We start from the raw sequence: 18,597 nt of genomic DNA on the forward strand, positions 1-18,597 counted from the left end.
GTGACGGACGGTCCGGCGGCGTGGACCGGCTCCGTGTCCCGAGCCGGAGTGAGTCGTTAACGGAAACGTACTTCCGGGAAGTGCGATTCCGTAAATTTGCGAAGGGTTGCTCCTCATGGCTGGGAAACGTCGCAATCTCGCGAAGCCGTCCGACATGTTCGACCGGGACTGGGAGTGGAGCGAACTCACTGCGTTCGCCGCCGACCCTGGTCCCGAGGCGACACTCGGCGTCGTGTCGGGGCGGCGGCGGCAGGGAAAGTCATTTCTCCTCGACTCGCTCGCCCGGGCTGCGGGTGGCTTCTACTTCTGCGCGTATGAGGCGACGGAGGCGGAGTCGCTGCGCCGGTTCGGGGAGGAGCTGGGCCAGTACACGCGGGCGGCCGGGCCGCTGCGTTTCGACCGGTGGGAGCAGTGCGTCGATGCGCTGCTCGCGCTGGGACGGGAGAAGCCGGTACCGGTGGTGATCGACGAGTTTCCCTACCTCGCCCGCGCCACCCCGTCCCTCCCCTCCATTGTTCAGGTTGCCTATGGCCCGCGCCGCCCCGAGCGGCTGGAGTCCCGCACCAGGCTGCTCCTGTGCGGCAGCTCGCTCTCGTTCATGGGTGGACTGCTCGGCGGTACCTCGCCGCTCCGGGGCAGGGCGAGCCTCGAACTCATCGTCCAGCCGCTCGACTTCCGGCAGGCAGCCAGCTTCTGGGGCATCGACGATCCCCGGCTCGCGCTTCTCGTGCACAGCGTGGTGGGCGGCACCCCCGCGTACCGCCGCGAGTTCGTACGCGACGATGTCCCTGCCGGGCTAGACGACTTCGATGCCTGGGTGTGCCGCACGGCCCTGTCACCACGCTCGCCCCTGTACCGCGAGGCGCGATACCTGCTGGCCGACGAATCCGACCTGCGGGACCGGGCGCTCTACCACTCCGTGCTTGCCGCACTGGCCTCGGGAAACGCTACGGCAGGCGGGATCGCGGGCTGCCTGGGGCGACCGGCTGGCGACATCACGCATCCGCTCACGGTGCTCCAGGACTGCGGCCTCGTACGCCGTGAAGTGGATGCCTTCCGCAAGAACCGGAGTGTGTACCGCATCGGGGAACCACTGATCGCGTTCGATCACGTCGTCGCCCGGACCAAACTTGCCCTGCTCGACCGGGGACTGGCGGAGCAGGTCTGGGAAGACTCCCGTGCCCGGTTCCTGTCGGCGGTGGTCGGGCCGCACTTCGAGCAGATCTGCCGGGAGTGGGTGGCGCACTTCGCAGCCCCGGAGACCTTCGGCGGCATGCCGATCGACGTCTCGTACGGGACGGTCGCCGACCCGGCGGCACGCACCAGTCACGAAGTCGACGTGGTCGTGCGCGGGGCCGTCGGACAGGACAACGGGGTGCTGCTCTCCCTGGGGGAGGCCAAGTGGGACCAGGTCATGGGGGAGGGGCATCTGGAGCGCCTGCGGCACATCACGGAACTGCTTGCGGGACGAGGGATCGACACCTCCGCCGTACGGCCGGCCTGTTACAGCGGCGCCGGGTTCACCGACGGCCTGTGGAACGCGCAGGCCAACGGTGAGGTCGTCCTCGTGGATCTGCGGCGGCTGTACGCGGCGGAGTGAATGCCAGGGCGCCCCGGACACCGCAAGGGTCGGTGAAGAGACGTCAGCCAACGGACGTACACCGTCCACTTGGACTTACGCAAAGCGGTTGTTGGACTGGAGGGCCCCCAGAAGCCACACGTCGTTGACGCTGTCCAGTCACGGGGACTACTCAGAGCACATGTCGCGAAGATTCACTTCGGCGGGCGCTGTCGCCGCCGCCTCAGCCGCCGTCCTGGCGCTGGTGGGGACCGCGCTCCCCGCCACAGCCGCCGCCCCCTCACCCGCCGCAGTCGAGTCGGCCGTGCCCGCGGACGCCACCGTCATCCGGTCCGCGCAGCTCTCGGTCGCGGTCGCCGACGACTTCCCGCGCGTCCTGGCGTACACCGACCGGGCCAGTGGCGAACAGCTGCTCGGCAGTACGCAGCCCGTCACCGCCGTGACCCTCAACGGCACCGCGCACCCCGTGAAGCTCAAGGGCGCCCCCGAGGTCACCGGTTCGACCGCCCGCTACACGCTGACCTTCTCCGATCTGCCCGGCATCGAGATCGACGCCTCGCTCTCCGTCTTCGGACGCGCCACCACCTTCAAGGTCACGGCCGTCCGCGACACCGAGGCGTTCCGTGTCGGCACCATCGACATACCCGGCCACGACCTGGTCTCTGTCGGCTCCACGGACACCGGCGGGGCCACCGCCTTCACCCGGCTGGACAACGACTCGACGAAGACCGCCGACGTCTTCTCGAAGGTCACCGCGGACACCGCCGCCGACAAGGCGCCGGTCGGTGCCTCGTACGCCATCGTCAACACCGGTGCGCTCGCCGCGGCCGTGGAGTCCAACTCCTCGTACGACAAGCCCTCCGGCGCCACCGGCGGCGACGACGCCCGGTTCTGGCACCAGGCCCGCAAGGCCGACGACGGCAGCGTCCGGGTCGGCGTCTGGTCCGGGCAGTGGACCTACCGCGGCGACGGCGCATCGCAGCCGGAGAGCGGGGGCAACCTCCCCTGGGCGAAGGTCGTCGTCACTCCCGACGCCAACGGTGACAAGTCGGTCGACTGGCAGGACGGAGCCGTCGCGTTCCGCTCGATCGGCATCACGGCGCCCGGCAGCAAGGACACCCCGGACCGGGTCATCACTCATATCCCGTTCAACTTCGCCAGCCAGGCCACCCACCCCTTCCTGCGCACTCTGGACGACGTCAAGCGGATCTCGCTCTCCACCGACGGCCTCGGGCAGATGGCGCTCCTCAAGGGGTACGCCTCCGAGGGCCACGACTCCGCCCACCCCGACTACGGCGGCAACTACAACAAGCGCGCCGGCGGGCTGAAGGATCTCAACGAGCTCCTCAAGGACGGCAAGAAGTGGGGCGCCACCTTCGGCGTCCACGTCAACGCCACCGAGGCGTACCCGGATGCCAAGGCCTTCGACGAGAAGCTCGTCGACAAGACCAGGCCCGGCTGGAACTGGCTCGGCCAGAGCTACTACATCGACCAGCGCCGCGACATCAACAGCGGTGACCTGGCCAAGCGCTTCCAGCAGCTGCGCGACGAGACGGACCCCAACCTCAGCCTGCTCTACATCGACGTCTACTACACGCACGGCTGGATCGCGGACAAGACCCTCCGGTCCGTGCAGAAGCAGGGCTGGAACGTCGCCACCGAATGGGCCGACAAATTCGAGCGCGGCTCGCTCTGGTCGCACTGGGCCAATGACCTCGACTACGGCGGCGCCACCAACAAGGGCCTCAACTCGAAGATCATCCGGTTCATCCGCAACGACGAGAAGGACGTCTGGAACAACGATCCGGTACTCGGCCAGACAGCCATCGAGGAGTTCGAGGGCTGGACCAACGAGACCGACTGGAACGCCTTCTACGACAACATCTGGCAGCGCGACCTGCCCGCCAAGTACCTCCAGCAGCAGAAGATCACCCGCTGGGACGGGAACGACATCACCTTCACCGGCGATGTCCGGGGCACCGTCGAGGACAGCAAGCGGACCTTCTACGACCACGGCCGCAAGGTTCTGAGCGGCACCGACTACCTGCTGCCGTGGGACGGCGGCAAGAAGCTGTACCACTACAGCAAGTCCGGCGGCACGAGCAGCTGGGCGGTGCCGTCCAAGGGCGCGTACACCGTCTACAAGCTCACCGACAACGGCCGGGTCAAGGCCGGCACGGTCAAGCCCGTCGACGGGAAGATCACGCTGACGGCCGAGGCCGGTCAGCCGTACGTCCTCTACCCGGACCAGGCGCCGAAGGCCGCCGACCCCAAGTGGGGCGAGGGCACGCCGGTCGACGACCCGGGCTTCAACGACAGCGGCCTCGACGCCTGGTCGAAGACCGGAACCGTTGCCCGTGACACCGACGGCCAGGGCCGCAACAGCGCCGAGCTCTCCGGCACCGGCACGGCGGCACTCTCGCAGAGCATCCACGGCCTCACGCCCGGCAAGCGCTACACCGCGTCCGCACTCATCGAGGTCCAGCCCGGAAAGACCCGGCACACGACACTCTCGATCGGCGGGAAGTCCGTCGCCGTGGACCGCTCCACCGCCGAGGACTATGTCGCCGCGTCCGACTGGCACGGTACGTACTTCCAGCGGGCGAAGGTGAACTTCACCGCCCCCGCGAACGGCCGCGCCACGCTCCGTATCGAAGCGGCCGGGGGCAGCGCGGCGAGCGTCCGCGCCGATGACGTACGGATCGTCGCGAGCGCCCCGGCGACCAGGAAGAACACCGTCGTGTACGAGGACTTCGAGGACGTCGACCAGGGCTGGGGCCCCTTCCTCAAGGGCGACGCGGGCGGCTCCACCGACCCCCGGACCGTCATCTCCCAGCTGCACACCCCGTACACCCAGGCCGGCTGGAACGGAAAGCTGATCGACGACGTGATCGGCGGCAAGGAGTCCCTCAAGGCCCACGAGGAGAACACCGGACTCGTCTACCGCACCGCACCCTGGACCGTGCCGATGGCCGACGGCCACCGCTACAAGGTCGAGTACGACTACCAGTCCAGCCACGCCGGCGCCTATGAGTGGGTCGACGGCTACGACCGGATCACCGCAGAAGGAAACCCCGACTCGGTCGAGACCCGGACCACCCCCATCGGACAGCAGCGCACCACCGGCCACTTCAGCGAGACCGTCACCGCGGGCTGCGGCGACACCTGGACCGGACTGCGCAAGCGCGGCGACGCACCCGACGGCGCCGACTTCGTCCTCGACGTGTTCACCGTGACCGACCTCGGCCCGGCCCCCGCCTCCGAGCAGGCCGCCTGCGGCACGCTCACCGTCGACCCGGCAGCCGAGACCCTGGAGCCGGGCACCGCCAACACCGTCAAGGCGAGTTTCACCAACTACGAGGCCACCGCGGCGACCGGTGTCGCGCTGAGCCTGACCGTCCCCGAGGGCTGGACGGCGGAGCCCGCGGGCGCCGTCACCTTCGACTCGGTCGCGGCAGGCGCCAAGGTCACCGGCAGCTGGCAGGTCACCCCGCCGGTGGACGCCAAGTACCGGACGTACAGCCTGAGTTCCGAGGCGATGTACACGGTCGGCGGCGCACGGCGCACGCTCGGCGCACAGACCTCCGTGCGGACCCTGCCACCGCCGCCCACCACGGACAGCTGGGCCAGCGACCTCGACTGGACGGCCTCCGAGAACGGCTGGGGGCCCGTCGAGCGGGACCTCTCCAACGGAGAGCAGGGCAGTGGCGACGGCACCCCGCTGAAGATCGGCGGCATCACCTACACCAAGGGCCTCGGCAGCCACGCCCCGGCGAAGATCCGCTACTACCTGGGCGGCAGGTGCACCTCCTTCACCGCCCAGGTCGGCGTGGACGACGTACAGACCTCGCGAGGCAGCGTGCAGTTCAGCGTCACGGCCGACGGCACCGAGAAGGTGAAGTCCCCGGTCCTGAAGGCCGCCGACAACGCCTGGTCGCTCACGGCGGACACCACCGGCGCCAAGTACGTCGAACTGGTCGTCGGCGACGGCGGGGACGGCAACGGCAACGACCACGCGGACTGGGGTGACGCACGCTTCCATTGCGGTAGTTGAGAGCGCAGGATGCGGGACGGGTGCCCATGGTGGGCATCCGTCCCGCACCTGCATGCGATGGCCTTCCCCCCCGACGAACTGGAGCCGTACATGCCGAACCCGCCCGTATGGTCACGCCGTACCCTGCTCGCCCTCTCGACCGCCACCGCCCTGGCGGTCTCCCTCCCCGGCTCCGCGACGGCCGCAGCCGCCGAGGCCGACGAGTTCGACACCCTCCGTCTGCGCTGGACCGGGATCGCGCTCGGCGCCGGCTTCGACGCGGCCGCCGAACCGTACGCCTCCCGCCTCGCCGAAATCGGCACGCTCGCCCGGAGGTTCCGGGCCACGATGAACCCGGCCGTCGGCTCGTTGTGGCCAGGCATCACGTACAACCCGCCGTCCGGCATCACCCAGAGCTACGGCCGCCTGTGGACGATGACCCAGGCGTACGCCCAGCCCGGCACCGGATCGACCGGCGACGCCGCCCTGCTCGCCGACATCATCCGCGGTTACGACCACCTCGCGCAGACGGCCTACCACTCCTCCGTCACCCCGTACGGCAACTGGTGGGAGTGGCAGATCGGCAGCCCGCGCATCCTCATGGACATCACGTCCGTCCTGTACGAGCACCTGGGCGCGGCCCGCGTCGAGGCCGCCTGCGCCGCCGTCGACCACTTCATCCCCGACGCCGTGCTCCACGACTACAGCGGCACCTCCACCGGCGCCAACCGCGTCGACCTGTGCCGCTCCGTCGCCCTGCGCGGCGTCCTCGGCAGGGCGCCCGCGAAGACCGCACTGGCCAGGGACGCGCTGTCACCCGTCTTCCCTTACGTCACCGAGGGGGACGGCCTGTACGCGGACGGGTCGTTCATCCAGCACACCACCGTCGCCTACTCCGGCACCTACGGCCAGGTCATGCTCGACGGCCTCGGCCGCCTCTTCGCCCTGCTCGCCGGATCGACCTGGGCCGTCACCGATCCCAACCGGCAGATCATCCTGGACAGCGTCGAGCGCGCCTATGCGCCGCTGATCTACAACGGCCTGGTCATGGACAGCGTCAACGGCCGTTCCATCAGCCGCGGTTACCTGAAGAACGACGAGCTTCAGGTGATGCGCGGCGACCACTTCCACGGGCAGGGCATCATCGCCGCGATCGCCCTCCTCGCCGCGGGCGCATCGGCGGCCGAGCGCGACCGGTGGCACGGCATGATCAAGGGCTGGATCGCCCGCGACCGGACCAGCCCGATCCTCACCGCCCGCCAGTTCGGCATCGCGGACCTGGCCCGGCTGCACGCGGTCCAGGCCGCCGCCGTGCCGACCGCGCCCGAGCGGGTGGGCCACCACCTCTTCGCCGAGATGGCCCGCGCCGTGCACCGCCGCCCGGACTGGGCCGCGGGCATCTCCATGGCCTCGGAGCGGATCTCGTACTACGAGTGCGGCAACGGCGAGAATCCGCGCGGCTGGCACACCGGAGCCGGAATGCTCTACTGGTGGCCGGGCGGGAAGGAGAACGACCAGTACACCGACTGGTTCTGGCCGACCGTCGACTTCTACCGCCTGCCCGGAACGACCGTGTCCACCAAACGGCTCGCCGACAGGGCGGGTGGCGAATGGGGCGCGCCCAAACCCGCGGTGAAGTGGGTCGGCGGCGCCACGGACGGCGAATTCGGCGCGGTGGGCCAGCACCTCAAGGGCCTCGGCTCGACCCTGGACGCCCGCAAGTCATGGTTCTGCGTCGCCGATACGGTCGTCTGTCTCGGCGCCGGCATCACCAGCACCGACAAGGTCCCCGTCGAGACGATCGTCGACAACCGCATGCTCGGCGAGGACGGCACGGACCCCCTCACCGTCGACGACCGCACCGGCCCGCGCTGGGCCCACCTCGCGGGTCACGGCGGCTGGGTCTTCCCCGACGGTGCCGACCTGCGCACCCTGCGGGAGGACCGCACCGGCGCCTGGTCCGACATCAACACCACCAGCTCGACCGAGCGCCGGACCCGCCGCTACCAGACCCTCTGGCTCGACCACGGCACGGACCCGGTCGACGCCGAGTACCTCTACCTGCTGATGCCCGGCGCCTCCCGCCGAACCGTCGCCGCCCGCGCGGCGGACCGGCACTGGCTGACCGTGCACGCCAACACCGCCGCCGCACAGGCGGTAGCTGTCCGCTCGCTGGGGGTGACCGCCGCCAATTTCTGGCAGCCGGGTGCGGCCGGTCCGCTCTCCGTCACGGCCGCGGCGAGCGTGCTCGTACGGGAGGGGCGGCATTCCACGACCGTGTGCGTCAGCGGGCCCGACCGGACCGGTGCGCCGGTGGACGTGGTCTGGGAGCGGCCGGTACGGAAGGTCGTCTCGGCGGACCCGGGGATCGAGGTACGTGCCACCGGCCGACGGCTGGTGCTGAGGGTCGAGCCGGGAACGGAGGGGGGCACCCTGCGGTGCGAGGTCCGCTAGACGCCGGGGCTCAGGACGAGTGAGGGGTGGGGCGCAGGGCCGGGGTACTCTCGCGGAACCGCGCCGTGCGTCCCCCTCCGGTGACCGGCGCGGGCGCCCCGCGGGACCGGCCGGATGCCGTCCGTGCGGGCCGGGACCCCCGATCGGACCACACTCCGAGGCTGATGCGAGTGTGCAGCAGACCACAGTGACCCTTTGTCGGACCCACACAAAGACGGACCCATAAGGGCTGGTACTTCGCCTGCATGTCCCCAAGCTTCTGTCAGGCTTCACCAGGAAACAGGTCAGGAGACTGTACGGAGTCGACGGCAGGATTTACTTGCCCGGCTTCGTAGGGTCGGTACATGACCGTTGTGGACGAAACCCCGGGCGAGCCGAGCGACACCCGTGGCCGTGTGGCCGAACTGCTGGCGCTGCGCGAGCAGGCCCGGCGCGGACCGAGTGACCGGGCGACCGAGGCGCAGCACGCCAAGGGCAAGCTGACGGCGCGTGAGCGCATTGAGCTGTTGGTCGACCCGGGTTCGTTCAAGGAGGTCGAGCAGCTTCGCCGGCACCGGGCGACCGGCTTCGGCCTGGAGCAGAAGAAGCCGTACACCGACGGTGTCATCACCGGCTGGGGTACGGTCGACGGCCGCACGGTCTTCGTCTACGCGCACGACTTCCGGATCTTCGGCGGTGCGCTGGGCGAGGCCCATGCCACCAAGATCCACAAGATCATGGACATGGCCATCTCGGCCGGTGCCCCGCTGGTCTCGCTGAACGACGGCGCGGGCGCCCGCATCCAGGAGGGCGTCAGCGCGCTCGCCGGATACGGCGGGATCTTCCAGCGCAACACCCGGGCCTCCGGTGTCATCCCGCAGATCAGCGTGATGCTCGGCCCGTGCGCGGGCGGCGCGGCCTACTCCCCGGCGCTCACCGACTTCGTGTTCATGGTCCGCGAGACCTCCCAGATGTTCATCACCGGACCGGACGTCGTGAAGGCGGTCACCGGTGAGGAGATCAGCCAGAACGGCCTCGGCGGCGCCGATGTGCACGCCGAGACCTCGGGCGTCGCGCACTTCGCGTACGACGACGAGGAGACCTGCATCGCCGAGGTCCGCTACCTGATCGGGATGCTGCCGTCCAACAACCGGGAGAACCCGCCCACCGTGGCGAGCGACGACCCGGCCGACCGGCGCGGCGACGTCCTGCTCGACCTGGTGCCGGCCGACGGCAACCGCCCGTACGACATGCACAAGGTCATCGAGGAGCTCGTCGACGACGGCGACTACCTGGAGATCCACGAGCGCTGGGCCCGCAACATCATCTGCGCCCTGGCCCGTCTGGACGGCCAGGTCGTCGGCATCGTCGCCAACCAGCCGCAGTCCCTCGCCGGTGTCCTGGACATCGAGGCGTCGGAGAAGGCGGCCCGGTTCGTCCAGATGTGTGATGCATTCAACATTCCCATCATCACTCTTCTGGACGTACCCGGCTTTCTCCCCGGGGTGGATCAGGAGCACGGTGGAATCATTCGACACGGTGCGAAGCTGCTCTACGCGTACTGCAACGCCACTGTGCCGAGGATCTCGCTGATCCTGCGCAAGGCCTACGGCGGTGCGTACATCGTGATGGACAGCCAGTCCATCGGTGCGGATCTGACCTACGCCTGGCCGACCAACGAGATCGCGGTGATGGGCGCCGAAGGTGCCGCCAACGTCATCTTCCGTCGGCAGATCGCCGACGCCGAGGACCCGGAGGCCATGCGGACCCGCATGGTCAAGGAGTACAAGGCCGAACTGATGCACCCGTACTACGCGGCCGAGCGCGGCCTGGTCGACGACGTCATCGACCCTGCCGAGACCCGCGAGGTGCTGATCGCCTCGCTCGCCATGCTCCGCGCCAAGCACGCCGACCTGCCGTCCCGCAAGCACGGCAACCCCCCGCAGTAGTCCGCGGCTGTCGCAGCCACCCTGCCGAGCCCGCGAAGACCTGCCGAGAAGACGGAGAAACCACCCATGAGCACTGCCGCCGAGTCCGTGCTGCGTGTCGAGAAGGGTCTTGCCGACCCCGAGGAACTGGCCGCCATAACCGCGGTCCTGCTCGCCCGCGCCGCTGCCCAGCCCGCAGCGACCCCCGCCCACCGTGGCCGCAGCACCGCCGGATGGCGCCGCCTGGAACGCACCCCGGGCTTCCGCGCCCCGCACTCCTGGCAGGGCTGACAGACGCTCTCATGCGTGAGGCCCCGCACTCCTCCGGGAGTGCGGGGCCTCACGCATTGCGCGACTTTCGACCACGCTCCGTCGTCGAACGCCGGGCAGGCTCGGAAGTCGAGCCTGCCCGGCGTTCGAGGACACGACGGCTGCCGGACGACCCGGCGGACCCCTACCGCAACCGAGCCATCAGCGCATGCTCCACCAGCGTGATCAGCGCACTCTTGGCATCCGCACGGTGCCGTGCGTCCGTCGTGAGAATCGGCGTGTCGGGTCCGATCTGGAGTGCTTCGCGGACCTCGTCGGGGGTGTAGGGCTGGTGTCCGTCGAAGCCGTTGAGGGCGATGACGAAGGGGAGTCCGCTGTTCTCGAAGTAGTCGACGGCGGGGAAGCAGTCGGCGAGGCGGCGGGTGTCGACGAGGACGACGGCGCCGATGGCGCCGCGGACCAGGTCGTCCCACATGAACCAGAAGCGGTCCTGTCCGGGCGTACCGAAGAGGTACAGGATCAGGTCCTGGTCGAGCGTGATGCGGCCGAAGTCCATCGCCACCGTCGTGGTGGTCTTGTCCCCGGTGTGCGTCAGATCGTCGATGCCCGCGGACGCGGACGTCATCACGGCTTCGGTGCGCAGCGGATTGATCTCCGAAACGGCACCGACGAACGTGGTCTTACCCACGCCGAAGCCCCCTGCCACCACGATCTTCGCGGAGGTAGTGGAGCGGGCTGCTCCGCCGCTAGAGCTTGCGAAGTCCACTGAGCACCCTTTCGAGCAGTGTCACATCTGGCTGGCCGCCGGCGGACTCGTCGCCGCCGGGCTGATGGATAGCGACGAGTCCGGCCTCTGCCAGGTCGGCTACGAGGATCCGGGCAACGCCGAGCGGGATCGAGAGCAGTGCCGAAATCTCGGCGACCGACTTGATCTCGATGCACAGCCGGCAGATCCGCTGGTGCTCGGGCAACTGCCCTTGCAGCCGGGACGGATCGGCCGTGGTACTGACCAACGCCTCAATGGCGAGTTGGTAGCGCGGTCGGGTCCGGCCGCCGGTCATGGCGTACGGACGGACCAGCGGATTGTGCGCGGCCGGTGCGGCCGGTTCGGGGGCCTGCCGCGGCTGTACGGGCTGAATACGGGGCGACTGGGGCGAGTCGTAGCGGTGCGGCCGCTGCGGAGGCCACCCGGGACCTGGCTGAGCGCCCTGCGGAGGCTGCGAATAGGGCTGATACGGCTGCTGTGCGCCCTGTCTGCTGGGTGCGGAGGGGAAGTTGAAACGATTGTCCCCGTGCTCACCCGGCACGTTCTGACCACCGTCGTACCGGTGTCCGCCTGGGGGTGTTGCCACGATTCCTCCTCCGCTTGCCGGTCCCGATCCCAGTGGGTCCGCGCCACCGCACCTTATGACTCGGTGGCGCGAAACGCACTGTCTGTCTACTAGTTAAGAAGACTTCCCTGAAGTTCGGCCCGGAGGTCCGGGGTGAGGACGGTGCCCGCACGATCGACAAGCAGGGCCATTTCGTACCCGACCAGGCCGATGTCGGCGTCCGGGTGGGCGAGCACGGCCAGCGAGGATCCGTCGGAGATGGACATGATGAAGAGGAACCCGCGTTCCATCTCCACAACTGTCTGATTCACGGCGCCGCCTTCGAAGATCCGGGAGGCGCCCGCGGTCAGCGAGGTCAGACCGGAGGCGACAGCCGCCAGCTGGTCCGCGCGGTCGCGCGGGAAACCTTCGGACATGGCCAGCAGGAGTCCGTCGGCGGAGACCACCACCGTGTGCGACACCCCGGGGGTGTTGTCCACGAAGTTGGTGATCAACCAGTTCAGATTCTGCGCCGCCTGGCTCATCGGGCTCACACTAACGCTCCTGGTTGTAGGTATTACTTGCGTCCGAACCCGCGTTACGTCCCCGCAGTACGCCCCGCCGCAGGTTGCTCAACCTGCCGCGGACGTCCTCGGGGGCGCGGGAGACCTGAGGGCCGTCCTGCCGGGTCTGCTCCGCCGTGCCCTCGACCAGATTGGCCTTGGGCACCCGCCGGGGAAGTCCGGACGGGGTGACCCCGCCGGCCTTCGGCTCCCGGAGCTTCTCGGCCCGCTCCCAGCGCTCGTCGTTCGCCGAGCGCCAGTCGTCGGAGCCGTTCCCGTTCTGCTGCGCAGGCGACTGCCGCTGTGGCAGTTCCTGCTGCGGCTGTTGCTGCTCGGCGGTGGGCCGGTTGTTCCCGCGGCCGGTGGGCTGCCAGTGCTGCTGACCGCCCCGGCGCGGCAGACCGGCGTCGGTCAGCTCGTGGCCAGGGTTCGGGGTGGGTCCCGGACGGTCGAAGCCTACGCGTTCCTGCGGCTCGGCGGGGGTGCTTGGGGCAGATTCCGCTTCGACCTCAGCCGGCGGCTCATACGCGCCCTGGTAGGCGTCCTGATTCGGCCACCCGTCCTGGTGGGGCTGGGGAGCGAACTGCTCCTCGTGAGACGGCTGCGGGACCTCACCGGCCGCATAGGCAGCCTCCGCATAGCCGCCCTGATGAGCGTGGTCGGGCTGCTCGGCGAAGCCCGTGTCGCCGCGGTAGGGGTCGTAGCCGCCCTCGTACGAGGCCTGTTCGTACTGCTCCTGCTGCAGGGCCTGCTGCGGCTCCTGGGCGTACCTGTTCCCGGCGTACCCATTGTCGGCGTACTCGTTCCCGGCGGGCTGGTTCGCTGCGTACTGCTCCTGCGGGAACTGCGGGCGCTCGCCGACCGTCTGTGCCTCCAGCGCGGCCCGGCGCTCCTCACGTATCAGCGAGCGGCCCACCGGGTCCAGCTGCGCGGTGTCCACCGACTGCTGCTCGTAGCGCGAGTCGTCGAAGCCGAGCTCCGCCGCCGTGCGCATCTGGGGCTGGTGCGGCAGCTGTTCGAAGGTCTGCTGCTGCGGAATGATCGAGGAGACGGTGAAGTCGTCCTGCGCGGCGACCGGTTCGCCACCGCCACCGCCACCGTGGGTGATGGCGTCCGGCAGCATGACGAGCGAGGTCGTTCCGGCCTGTTCGCCCGAGGGGCGCAGCTGGACCCGGATGCCGTGCCGGTCGGCGAGCCGGCCGACCACGAACAGGCCCATCCGCTGGGACACCGCGGCGTCCACGGTCGGCGGGTTGGCCAGCTTGTGGTTGATGTCGGCGAAGTCCTCGGCGGTCAGGCCGATGCCCTTGTCGTGGATCTCGATCACCACGCGGCTGTCGGGCAGCCGGGTCGCTGTGACCCGCACCTTGGTCTGCGGCGAGGAGAACGTGGTGGCGTTCTCCAGCAGCTCGGCCAGCAGGTGCACGAGGTCGGTGACGGACTGGCCGTGGATCTCGGTCTCCGGCACCCCGGAGAGCTCGATGCGCTCGTACGACTCCACCTCGGAGGAGGCAGCCCGCAACACGTCGACCAGCGGGACCGGCTGGTTCCAGCGGCGGCCCGGCTCCTCGCCGGCGAGGACGAGGAGGTTCTCGCCGTTGCGGCGCATACGGGTGGCCAGGTGGTCCAGCCGGAAGAGGTTCTCCAGCTGGTCCGGGTCGGCCTCGTTGTTCTCCAGGTCGGTGATGAGGGTCAGCTGGCCCTCGATCAGCGACTGGTTGCGACGCGACAGGTTGGTGAAGATCGCGTTGACGTTGCCCCGCAGCATGGCCTGCTCGGCCGCCAGCCGGACCGCCTCGCGGTGCACCTGGTCGAAGGCGCGGGCGACCTCACCGATCTCGTCGCGGCTGTCGATCGGGATCGGCTGGACGCGGGTGTCGACCCGGCCCGGATCGGTCCTGGAGAGCTGGTCGACCAGCATCGGCAGCCGCTGCTCGGCGATCCCGAAGGCGGCCGTACGCAGCCGGCGCATCGAGCGGCTCATCTGCCGGGCCATCAGCCCGGCCACGACGAAGGCGGCCAGCAGAGCGACGATCACGACGGCGGCGTTGATGAAGGCGTCGTTCTTGGCGCTGGACGAGATGTCCGCGGCCTCGGTCACGGCCTTGTCGACGAGCTCGTCCTCGACCGTGGTGTAGCCGTCGAACTTGGCGGTGGCAGCCGCCATCCAGGTCTCGGGCGTGATGCCCTTCGCGGCCAGCTTCTCGGGCGACTTGCCCTGCCCGATCTGCTGGGCCATGCCGTCGAAGACCGAGCCGTCGATGCTGGGCGGCGCGACGAACGGGACACCCGCGGCGTCGGCCTGCTCCTTCGCCTTCTTCAGTTTCTTCGCGCCGTCGGCCGACTTGGCGGCCATGACCTGCCTCAGCCGGGCGGCGTCGGCCTCCGTACCACCGGAGACGAACTCACCGAGCGCGATCTGCTCCAGGTAGTTGTACGAGCCGAAGGCCTTGACCTGGGCGTCGAACTTGGCGTTCTCCTGGCTCGGACGCACCAGCAGATGCATGCCGATGGAGCGCTGAAGCGATTCTGCAGCCTTGGCGAGTTCGATCGCGTAGACCGTACGGCCGTAGCTGGTGATGTTGCCGGTGCCCAGCCCCAGCTCGTTGCAGAACTCCATCAGGGAGTGCTGGACCTTGACGTAGCCCTCTTCCGTCTTCACCGGGTCCATGGCCTCGGCGTAGGCGGCCTTGCGCAGCTCGGGGAGCTTGGGCTCCTCCAGCCGGAACAGCTGAAGACGCCGCTCCAGGCCCTGCTTCTTGGGCATGGCCTTCACGGCCGTGTCGAACTTGGCCGCGGCCGCGTCGGTGGCGGCCCGGACCTCGTCGATGACAGCGGCGTCACGCTTGTTCGACAGCAGAGGCTGAGCGGAGAGGTCACGCTCATTGAGGAGCGCCTGACCGTACACGGAGGCCGCGCGCACGATCAGCGCGGTCTTCTCGGCGTCCTGCGCCTCCCGCCAGGTGTCGATCGACCCCTTCACCTGGAAGCCGCCCATGACCAGGCCGACCAGCACCGGGATCAGGAGGATCGCGTTCAGCCGGGTGGGCACCCGCCAGTTGCGCGGGGACAGCCGACTGCTGCTGCCACCGGACGCCACTGCCCCGGGCGCATCGGCAGGCGACGCCGCGGCGCGCGGCGGCGGGGTGAAGTTGCCCCGCTCCTGCTGCGCCGCGGAGCCCTCGTTGCTTCGCCTCACTCGACCAACAACCTCTCGGCGTCGGCACCTACGTTGTGCCGTTTTTTGTTCAGGGCCGTACTACTGGGGAGTTCGTCGAATTCCAGCACGGGGACCGGCCGCGTTCCAAACAGTCGGAACCAGCCATTCCGAGTGGTCCAGGCCTCAGATAAAACGGGCATAAAGAGCGAGCCCCGTCAAAAGGCGGGGCTCATGTGAGCACAGCGGTACCGATTGAATGCATCGGGTGTTGAACGCGGGACAATTCTCTGTCGAAACGTTATGAACACGGGGGCGGATCGTGTCAAAGGACACAGCCCACCCCCGTTTGGCTACGGTAACTGCCGTATATCAATACAGACTTGCGCCTACTTCAGCCGTGCCATCAGAGCATGTTCGACGAGCGTGATGAGGCCGCTCTTGGCATCCGCACGGTGTCGTGCGTCCGTCGTGATGATGGGCGTGTCGGGTCCGATCTGGAGTGCTTCGCGGACCTCGTCGGGGGTGTAGGGCTGGTGTCCGTCGAAGCCGTTGAGGGCGATGACGAAGGGGAGTCCGCTGTTCTCGAAGTAGTCGACGGCGGGGAAGCAGTCGGCGAGGCGGCGGGTGTCGACGAGGACGACGGCGCCGATGGCGCCGCGGACCAGGTCGTCCCACATGAACCAGAAGCGGTCCTGTCCGGGCGTACCGAAGAGGTACAGGATCAGGTCCTGGTCGAGCGTGATGCGGCCGAAGTCCATGGCGACGGTCGTCGTCGTCTTGCCGCCGGTGTGCGTCAAGTCGTCGATGCCCGCGGACGCGGACGTCATCACGGCTTCCGTACGCAACGGGTTGATCTCCGAAACGGCACCGACGAACGTGGTCTTACCCACGCCGAAGCCCCCTGCCACCACGATCTTGGCCGAGGTGGTGGCGCGGGCCGCACCGCCGCTAGAGCTTGCGAAGTCCACTGAGCACCCTTTCGAGCAGCGTCACATCCGGCGCGCCGCCGGCCTCTCCATTGCCCGGCTGGTGGATGGCCACCATGCCGGCTTCCGCCAGGTCCGCGACAAGAATCCGGGCCACGCCGAGCGGCATCGACAGCAGCGCCGAGACCTCGGCCACCGACTTGACCTCACGGCAGAGGTGGCAGATCCGCTGGTGCTCGGGGAGCAGCGTCCCCAGGTGCGCGGGGTCGGCCGTGGTGGAGACCAGCGCCTCGATCGCGAGTTGGTAGCGCGGTCGGGTCCGGCCGCCGGTCATGGCATACGGACGGACCAGCGGCTGGTCGCCTTCGCCGTCGTACGACGCGTGGTGCAGTGCGCCGTACGGATCGGGTGAGGCGGGTGGCGGGGTCATGAATCCTCCGGGCGTGACAGCAAGGGGTCGGCTTGCCGTCTGAAGGGGCCGGTGGGGGCTCTAAGCGGCCGAACGGGCTGGGGATGAGGGCGTTGGGGCAATCGAGTCTGTCATCGATCCGCGGCCGCCTAGTGGAGCAGGCTGCCTTGGAGCTCGGCGCGCAGGTCCGGGGTGAGGACGGTGCCCGCACGGTCGACCAGGAGGGCCATTTCGTACCCGACCAGGCCGATGTCGGCGTCCGGGTGGGCGAGCACGGCCAGCGAGGAGCCGTCCGAAATGGACATCAGGAAGAGGAACCCGCGTTCCATCTCCACCACGGTCTGGCTGACGGCGCCGCCTTCGAAGATCCGGGAGGCGCCCGCGGTCAGCGAGGTCAGACCGGAGGCGACAGCCGCCAGCTGGTCCGCGCGGTCGCGCGGGAAACCTTCGGACATGGCCAGCAGGAGTCCGTCGGCGGAGACCACCACCGTGTGCGACACCCCGGGGGTGTTGTCCACGAAGTTGGTGATCAACCAGTTCAGATTCTGCGCGGCCTGACTCATCGGGCTCAACTAACGCTCCTGCTGGTGAGTGGGGCCGAGGGGAAAACTTCCGGTCGACTGGCTGTTGTTGGCCTGCCGTCCCTGCTGGATGCCCCGGCGGAGATTGGTCAACCGCCCGCGCACATCATCGGGTGCACGCGACACCTGAGGACCGGACTGATGGTTCTGCTGCTGGGCGGTGCCCGGCACCAGATTGGCGCGAGGTACCCGGCGAGGCAGTCCGGAGGTGGTCACTCCGCCTGCCGCGGGCTTCTTGGCCCGCTCCGCCTGCCGTACGAGTTCGTCGTTCGGCGAGGGGCGCCAGGAGCTTGTGGTGGCGCCCGTGTCGCCTCCGCCGCGGCGCGGAGCGGCGGGAGCGGGGCGCTCCTGGGCCGACTGCTGCGGGAAGGCGGGCGCCTGCGGCTCGGCGGGCGGCTGCTGGCCGCTCTGCTGCGGGCCGTGGAACCAGTTCGTTTCCAGGGTGTCGTACAGCGGCGTACGGCCGTCCCCGGGCCCGGCCGGAGGCAACGCCTCGGGCTGCGGCTGCGGCGGCAGGACAGGTCGGTACTGCGCGTCGCCGTCGGGCACGGCGGGCGGACGCGGGGCACCGAAGTCCCCGTTGTCCCAACCGCGCTGACGCGGTGCCGGCAGGCCCTGGTCCTGAGCCCCGGCGGGCTGCGGCTGTCCGAAGTCGGGGCGGGCGAACTGCGCGGTGCTCGCCGGGTCCTGCGGAGACTGAGCCTGCGGGGCCGGGGCCGAGAAGTCCGGACGGGCGAACTCGGCGGTGGAGCCGGGGCCCTGCCGGTCGTCCATGGGCGGCCGCGGGGTGAGCGGCGGGCTCATCGGCCGCTGGAACAGGCCGGTGGACTCGGGCTCCTCGTGGCCGCGCGGGGCGTCCAGCGGAGCACGCCGCGGCGCGGACGGCTCCTCGGCGCCCCAGCTGGTGGTCTGCGGACGCTGCGGCATGGGGTATCCCCTGCTCGAAGAGCTTGGGGAGGGATTGCCACCGGGCAGCTCGGCGCGCGGACCGCCGACCGGGGGCAGCTGACGACCGGGGTCGACCGGACCGCCGGGCTGCTGGAAGCCGCCCTGGCCGCCCGAGGTCTGCCGGGACTGCCACGGGCTCGGGCTGTTCGACCGGTCCTGCTGGTCGACGCGGTCCTGGCGGCTGGGGTCCTGGCGGTTCCGGTCCTGGCGGTTCTGGCCGAACATGTCGGGCTGGGACGAGTCCGTACGGCCCGTTCCGTCGCCCTGGCCGCGGGCGCCGAGCCGGGCACCGTTGCCGAAGGCACCGGCGAGGCCGCCGCCCTGACGCTGCGGCTCCGGGCGCGAGGTGTCCTGCGGGCCGGTGTTGGACAATCCGGCGGACTGGAAGCCGGCGTTCTGCTGACCCGGCTGACCCAGCTGGTTCTGCGGCTGGCGGGGGCCGCCGTCACGCGAGGGC

12 protein-coding genes and 1 pseudogene are annotated in these 18,597 nt (G+C 69.6%); 5 read left to right on the forward strand and 8 right to left on the reverse strand.

Annotation, left to right across the window (positions count from 1 at the left end):
* Positions 1-115: 115 nt before the first annotated feature.
* From GA0115254_RS26605 to GA0115254_RS26625, 5 genes are all read left to right on the forward strand, one after another.
* Complete coding sequence (locus GA0115254_RS26605; protein ID WP_093897829.1) at positions 116-1,600, forward strand: AAA family ATPase; 1,485 nt, start codon at positions 116-118, stop codon at positions 1,598-1,600.
* A gap of 160 nt (positions 1,601-1,760) precedes the next feature.
* On the forward strand, positions 1,761-5,633 hold the full coding sequence (locus GA0115254_RS26610) for an endo-alpha-N-acetylgalactosaminidase family protein (protein WP_093897830.1): 3,873 nt from the start codon (positions 1,761-1,763) through the stop codon (positions 5,631-5,633).
* 57 nt (positions 5,634-5,690) lie between these two features.
* Positions 5,691-8,066 (forward strand): polysaccharide lyase 8 family protein, encoded by a 2,376-nt coding sequence (locus tag GA0115254_RS26615; protein ID WP_256102785.1) that lies wholly within the window; start codon positions 5,691-5,693, stop codon positions 8,064-8,066.
* A gap of 344 nt (positions 8,067-8,410) precedes the next feature.
* Entirely contained in the window at positions 8,411-9,994 is a 1,584-nt protein-coding gene (locus GA0115254_RS26620) for an acyl-CoA carboxylase subunit beta (protein WP_093897831.1), read from the forward strand.
* 66 nt (positions 9,995-10,060) lie between these two features.
* A complete protein-coding gene (locus GA0115254_RS26625; RefSeq protein WP_093897832.1) occupies positions 10,061-10,264 on the forward strand; it encodes an acyl-CoA carboxylase subunit epsilon in 204 nt (67 codons plus the stop codon).
* Between the two features lie 163 nt (positions 10,265-10,427).
* Here GA0115254_RS26625 and GA0115254_RS26630 read toward each other — a convergent pair whose 3' ends face one another.
* The 8 genes and pseudogenes from GA0115254_RS26630 to GA0115254_RS26665 form a co-directional block, all read right to left on the reverse strand.
* Positions 10,428-11,009 carry a GTP-binding protein gene (locus GA0115254_RS26630; protein WP_014048542.1) on the reverse strand — a complete coding sequence of 194 codons (582 nt, stop codon included), beginning with the start codon at positions 11,007-11,009 and terminating at the stop codon, positions 10,428-10,430.
* Positions 10,990-11,595: a DUF742 domain-containing protein gene (locus GA0115254_RS26635; RefSeq protein ID WP_093897833.1), complete on the reverse strand. Its 606-nt coding sequence runs from the start codon at positions 11,593-11,595 to the stop codon at positions 10,990-10,992. Before GA0115254_RS26635 ends, GA0115254_RS26630 begins: the two co-directional genes overlap by 20 nt.
* Before the next feature lie 89 nt (positions 11,596-11,684).
* Positions 11,685-12,098: a roadblock/LC7 domain-containing protein gene (locus GA0115254_RS26640; protein ID WP_030980891.1), complete on the reverse strand. Its 414-nt coding sequence runs from the start codon at positions 12,096-12,098 to the stop codon at positions 11,685-11,687.
* 10 nt (positions 12,099-12,108) lie between these two features.
* Positions 12,109-15,315, reverse strand: coding sequence for a sensor histidine kinase (locus GA0115254_RS26645; RefSeq protein WP_093897834.1), 3,207 nt, complete (start codon positions 15,313-15,315; stop codon positions 12,109-12,111).
* A 347-nt stretch (positions 15,316-15,662) separates the two neighbouring features.
* A complete protein-coding gene (locus GA0115254_RS26650; RefSeq protein ID WP_072487286.1) occupies positions 15,663-16,244 on the reverse strand; it encodes a GTP-binding protein in 582 nt (193 codons plus the stop codon).
* Entirely contained in the window at positions 16,225-16,632 is a 408-nt protein-coding gene (locus GA0115254_RS26655) for a DUF742 domain-containing protein (RefSeq protein ID WP_003966010.1), read from the reverse strand. The genes GA0115254_RS26650 and GA0115254_RS26655 overlap by 20 nt, the downstream gene beginning before the upstream one ends.
* Positions 16,633-16,760: 128 nt before the next feature.
* Positions 16,761-17,183: a roadblock/LC7 domain-containing protein gene (locus tag GA0115254_RS26660; protein ID WP_003966009.1), complete on the reverse strand. Its 423-nt coding sequence runs from the start codon at positions 17,181-17,183 to the stop codon at positions 16,761-16,763.
* Positions 17,184-18,597: pseudogene (locus GA0115254_RS26665) on the reverse strand (histidine kinase); the annotation flags it as partial. It abuts the gene before it with no gap.

The sequence above is a fragment of the Streptomyces sp. Ncost-T10-10d genome (genome assembly GCF_900091955.1).
GTDB lineage: Bacteria > Actinomycetota > Actinomycetes > Streptomycetales > Streptomycetaceae > Streptomyces.

Bases quoted from the DNA above. Each gene is read 5' to 3' on its own strand.
- GA0115254_RS26605 (WP_093897829.1), top strand. From the start codon at position 116: ATGGCTGGGAAACGTCGCAATCTCGCGAAGCCGTCCGACATGTTCGAC.
- GA0115254_RS26610 (WP_093897830.1), top strand. From the start codon at position 1,761: ATGTCGCGAAGATTCACTTCGGCGGGCGCTGTCGCCGCCGCCTCAGCC.
- GA0115254_RS26615 (WP_256102785.1), top strand. From the start codon at position 5,691: ATGGCCTTCCCCCCCGACGAACTGGAGCCGTACATGCCGAACCCGCCC.
- GA0115254_RS26620 (WP_093897831.1), top strand. From the start codon at position 8,411: ATGACCGTTGTGGACGAAACCCCGGGCGAGCCGAGCGACACCCGTGGC.
- GA0115254_RS26625 (WP_093897832.1), top strand. From the start codon at position 10,061: ATGAGCACTGCCGCCGAGTCCGTGCTGCGTGTCGAGAAGGGTCTTGCC.
- GA0115254_RS26640 (WP_030980891.1), bottom strand. From the start codon at position 12,098: ATGAGCCAGGCGGCGCAGAATCTGAACTGGTTGATCACCAACTTCGTG.
- GA0115254_RS26655 (WP_003966010.1), bottom strand. From the start codon at position 16,632: ATGACCCCGCCACCCGCCTCACCCGATCCGTACGGCGCACTGCACCAC.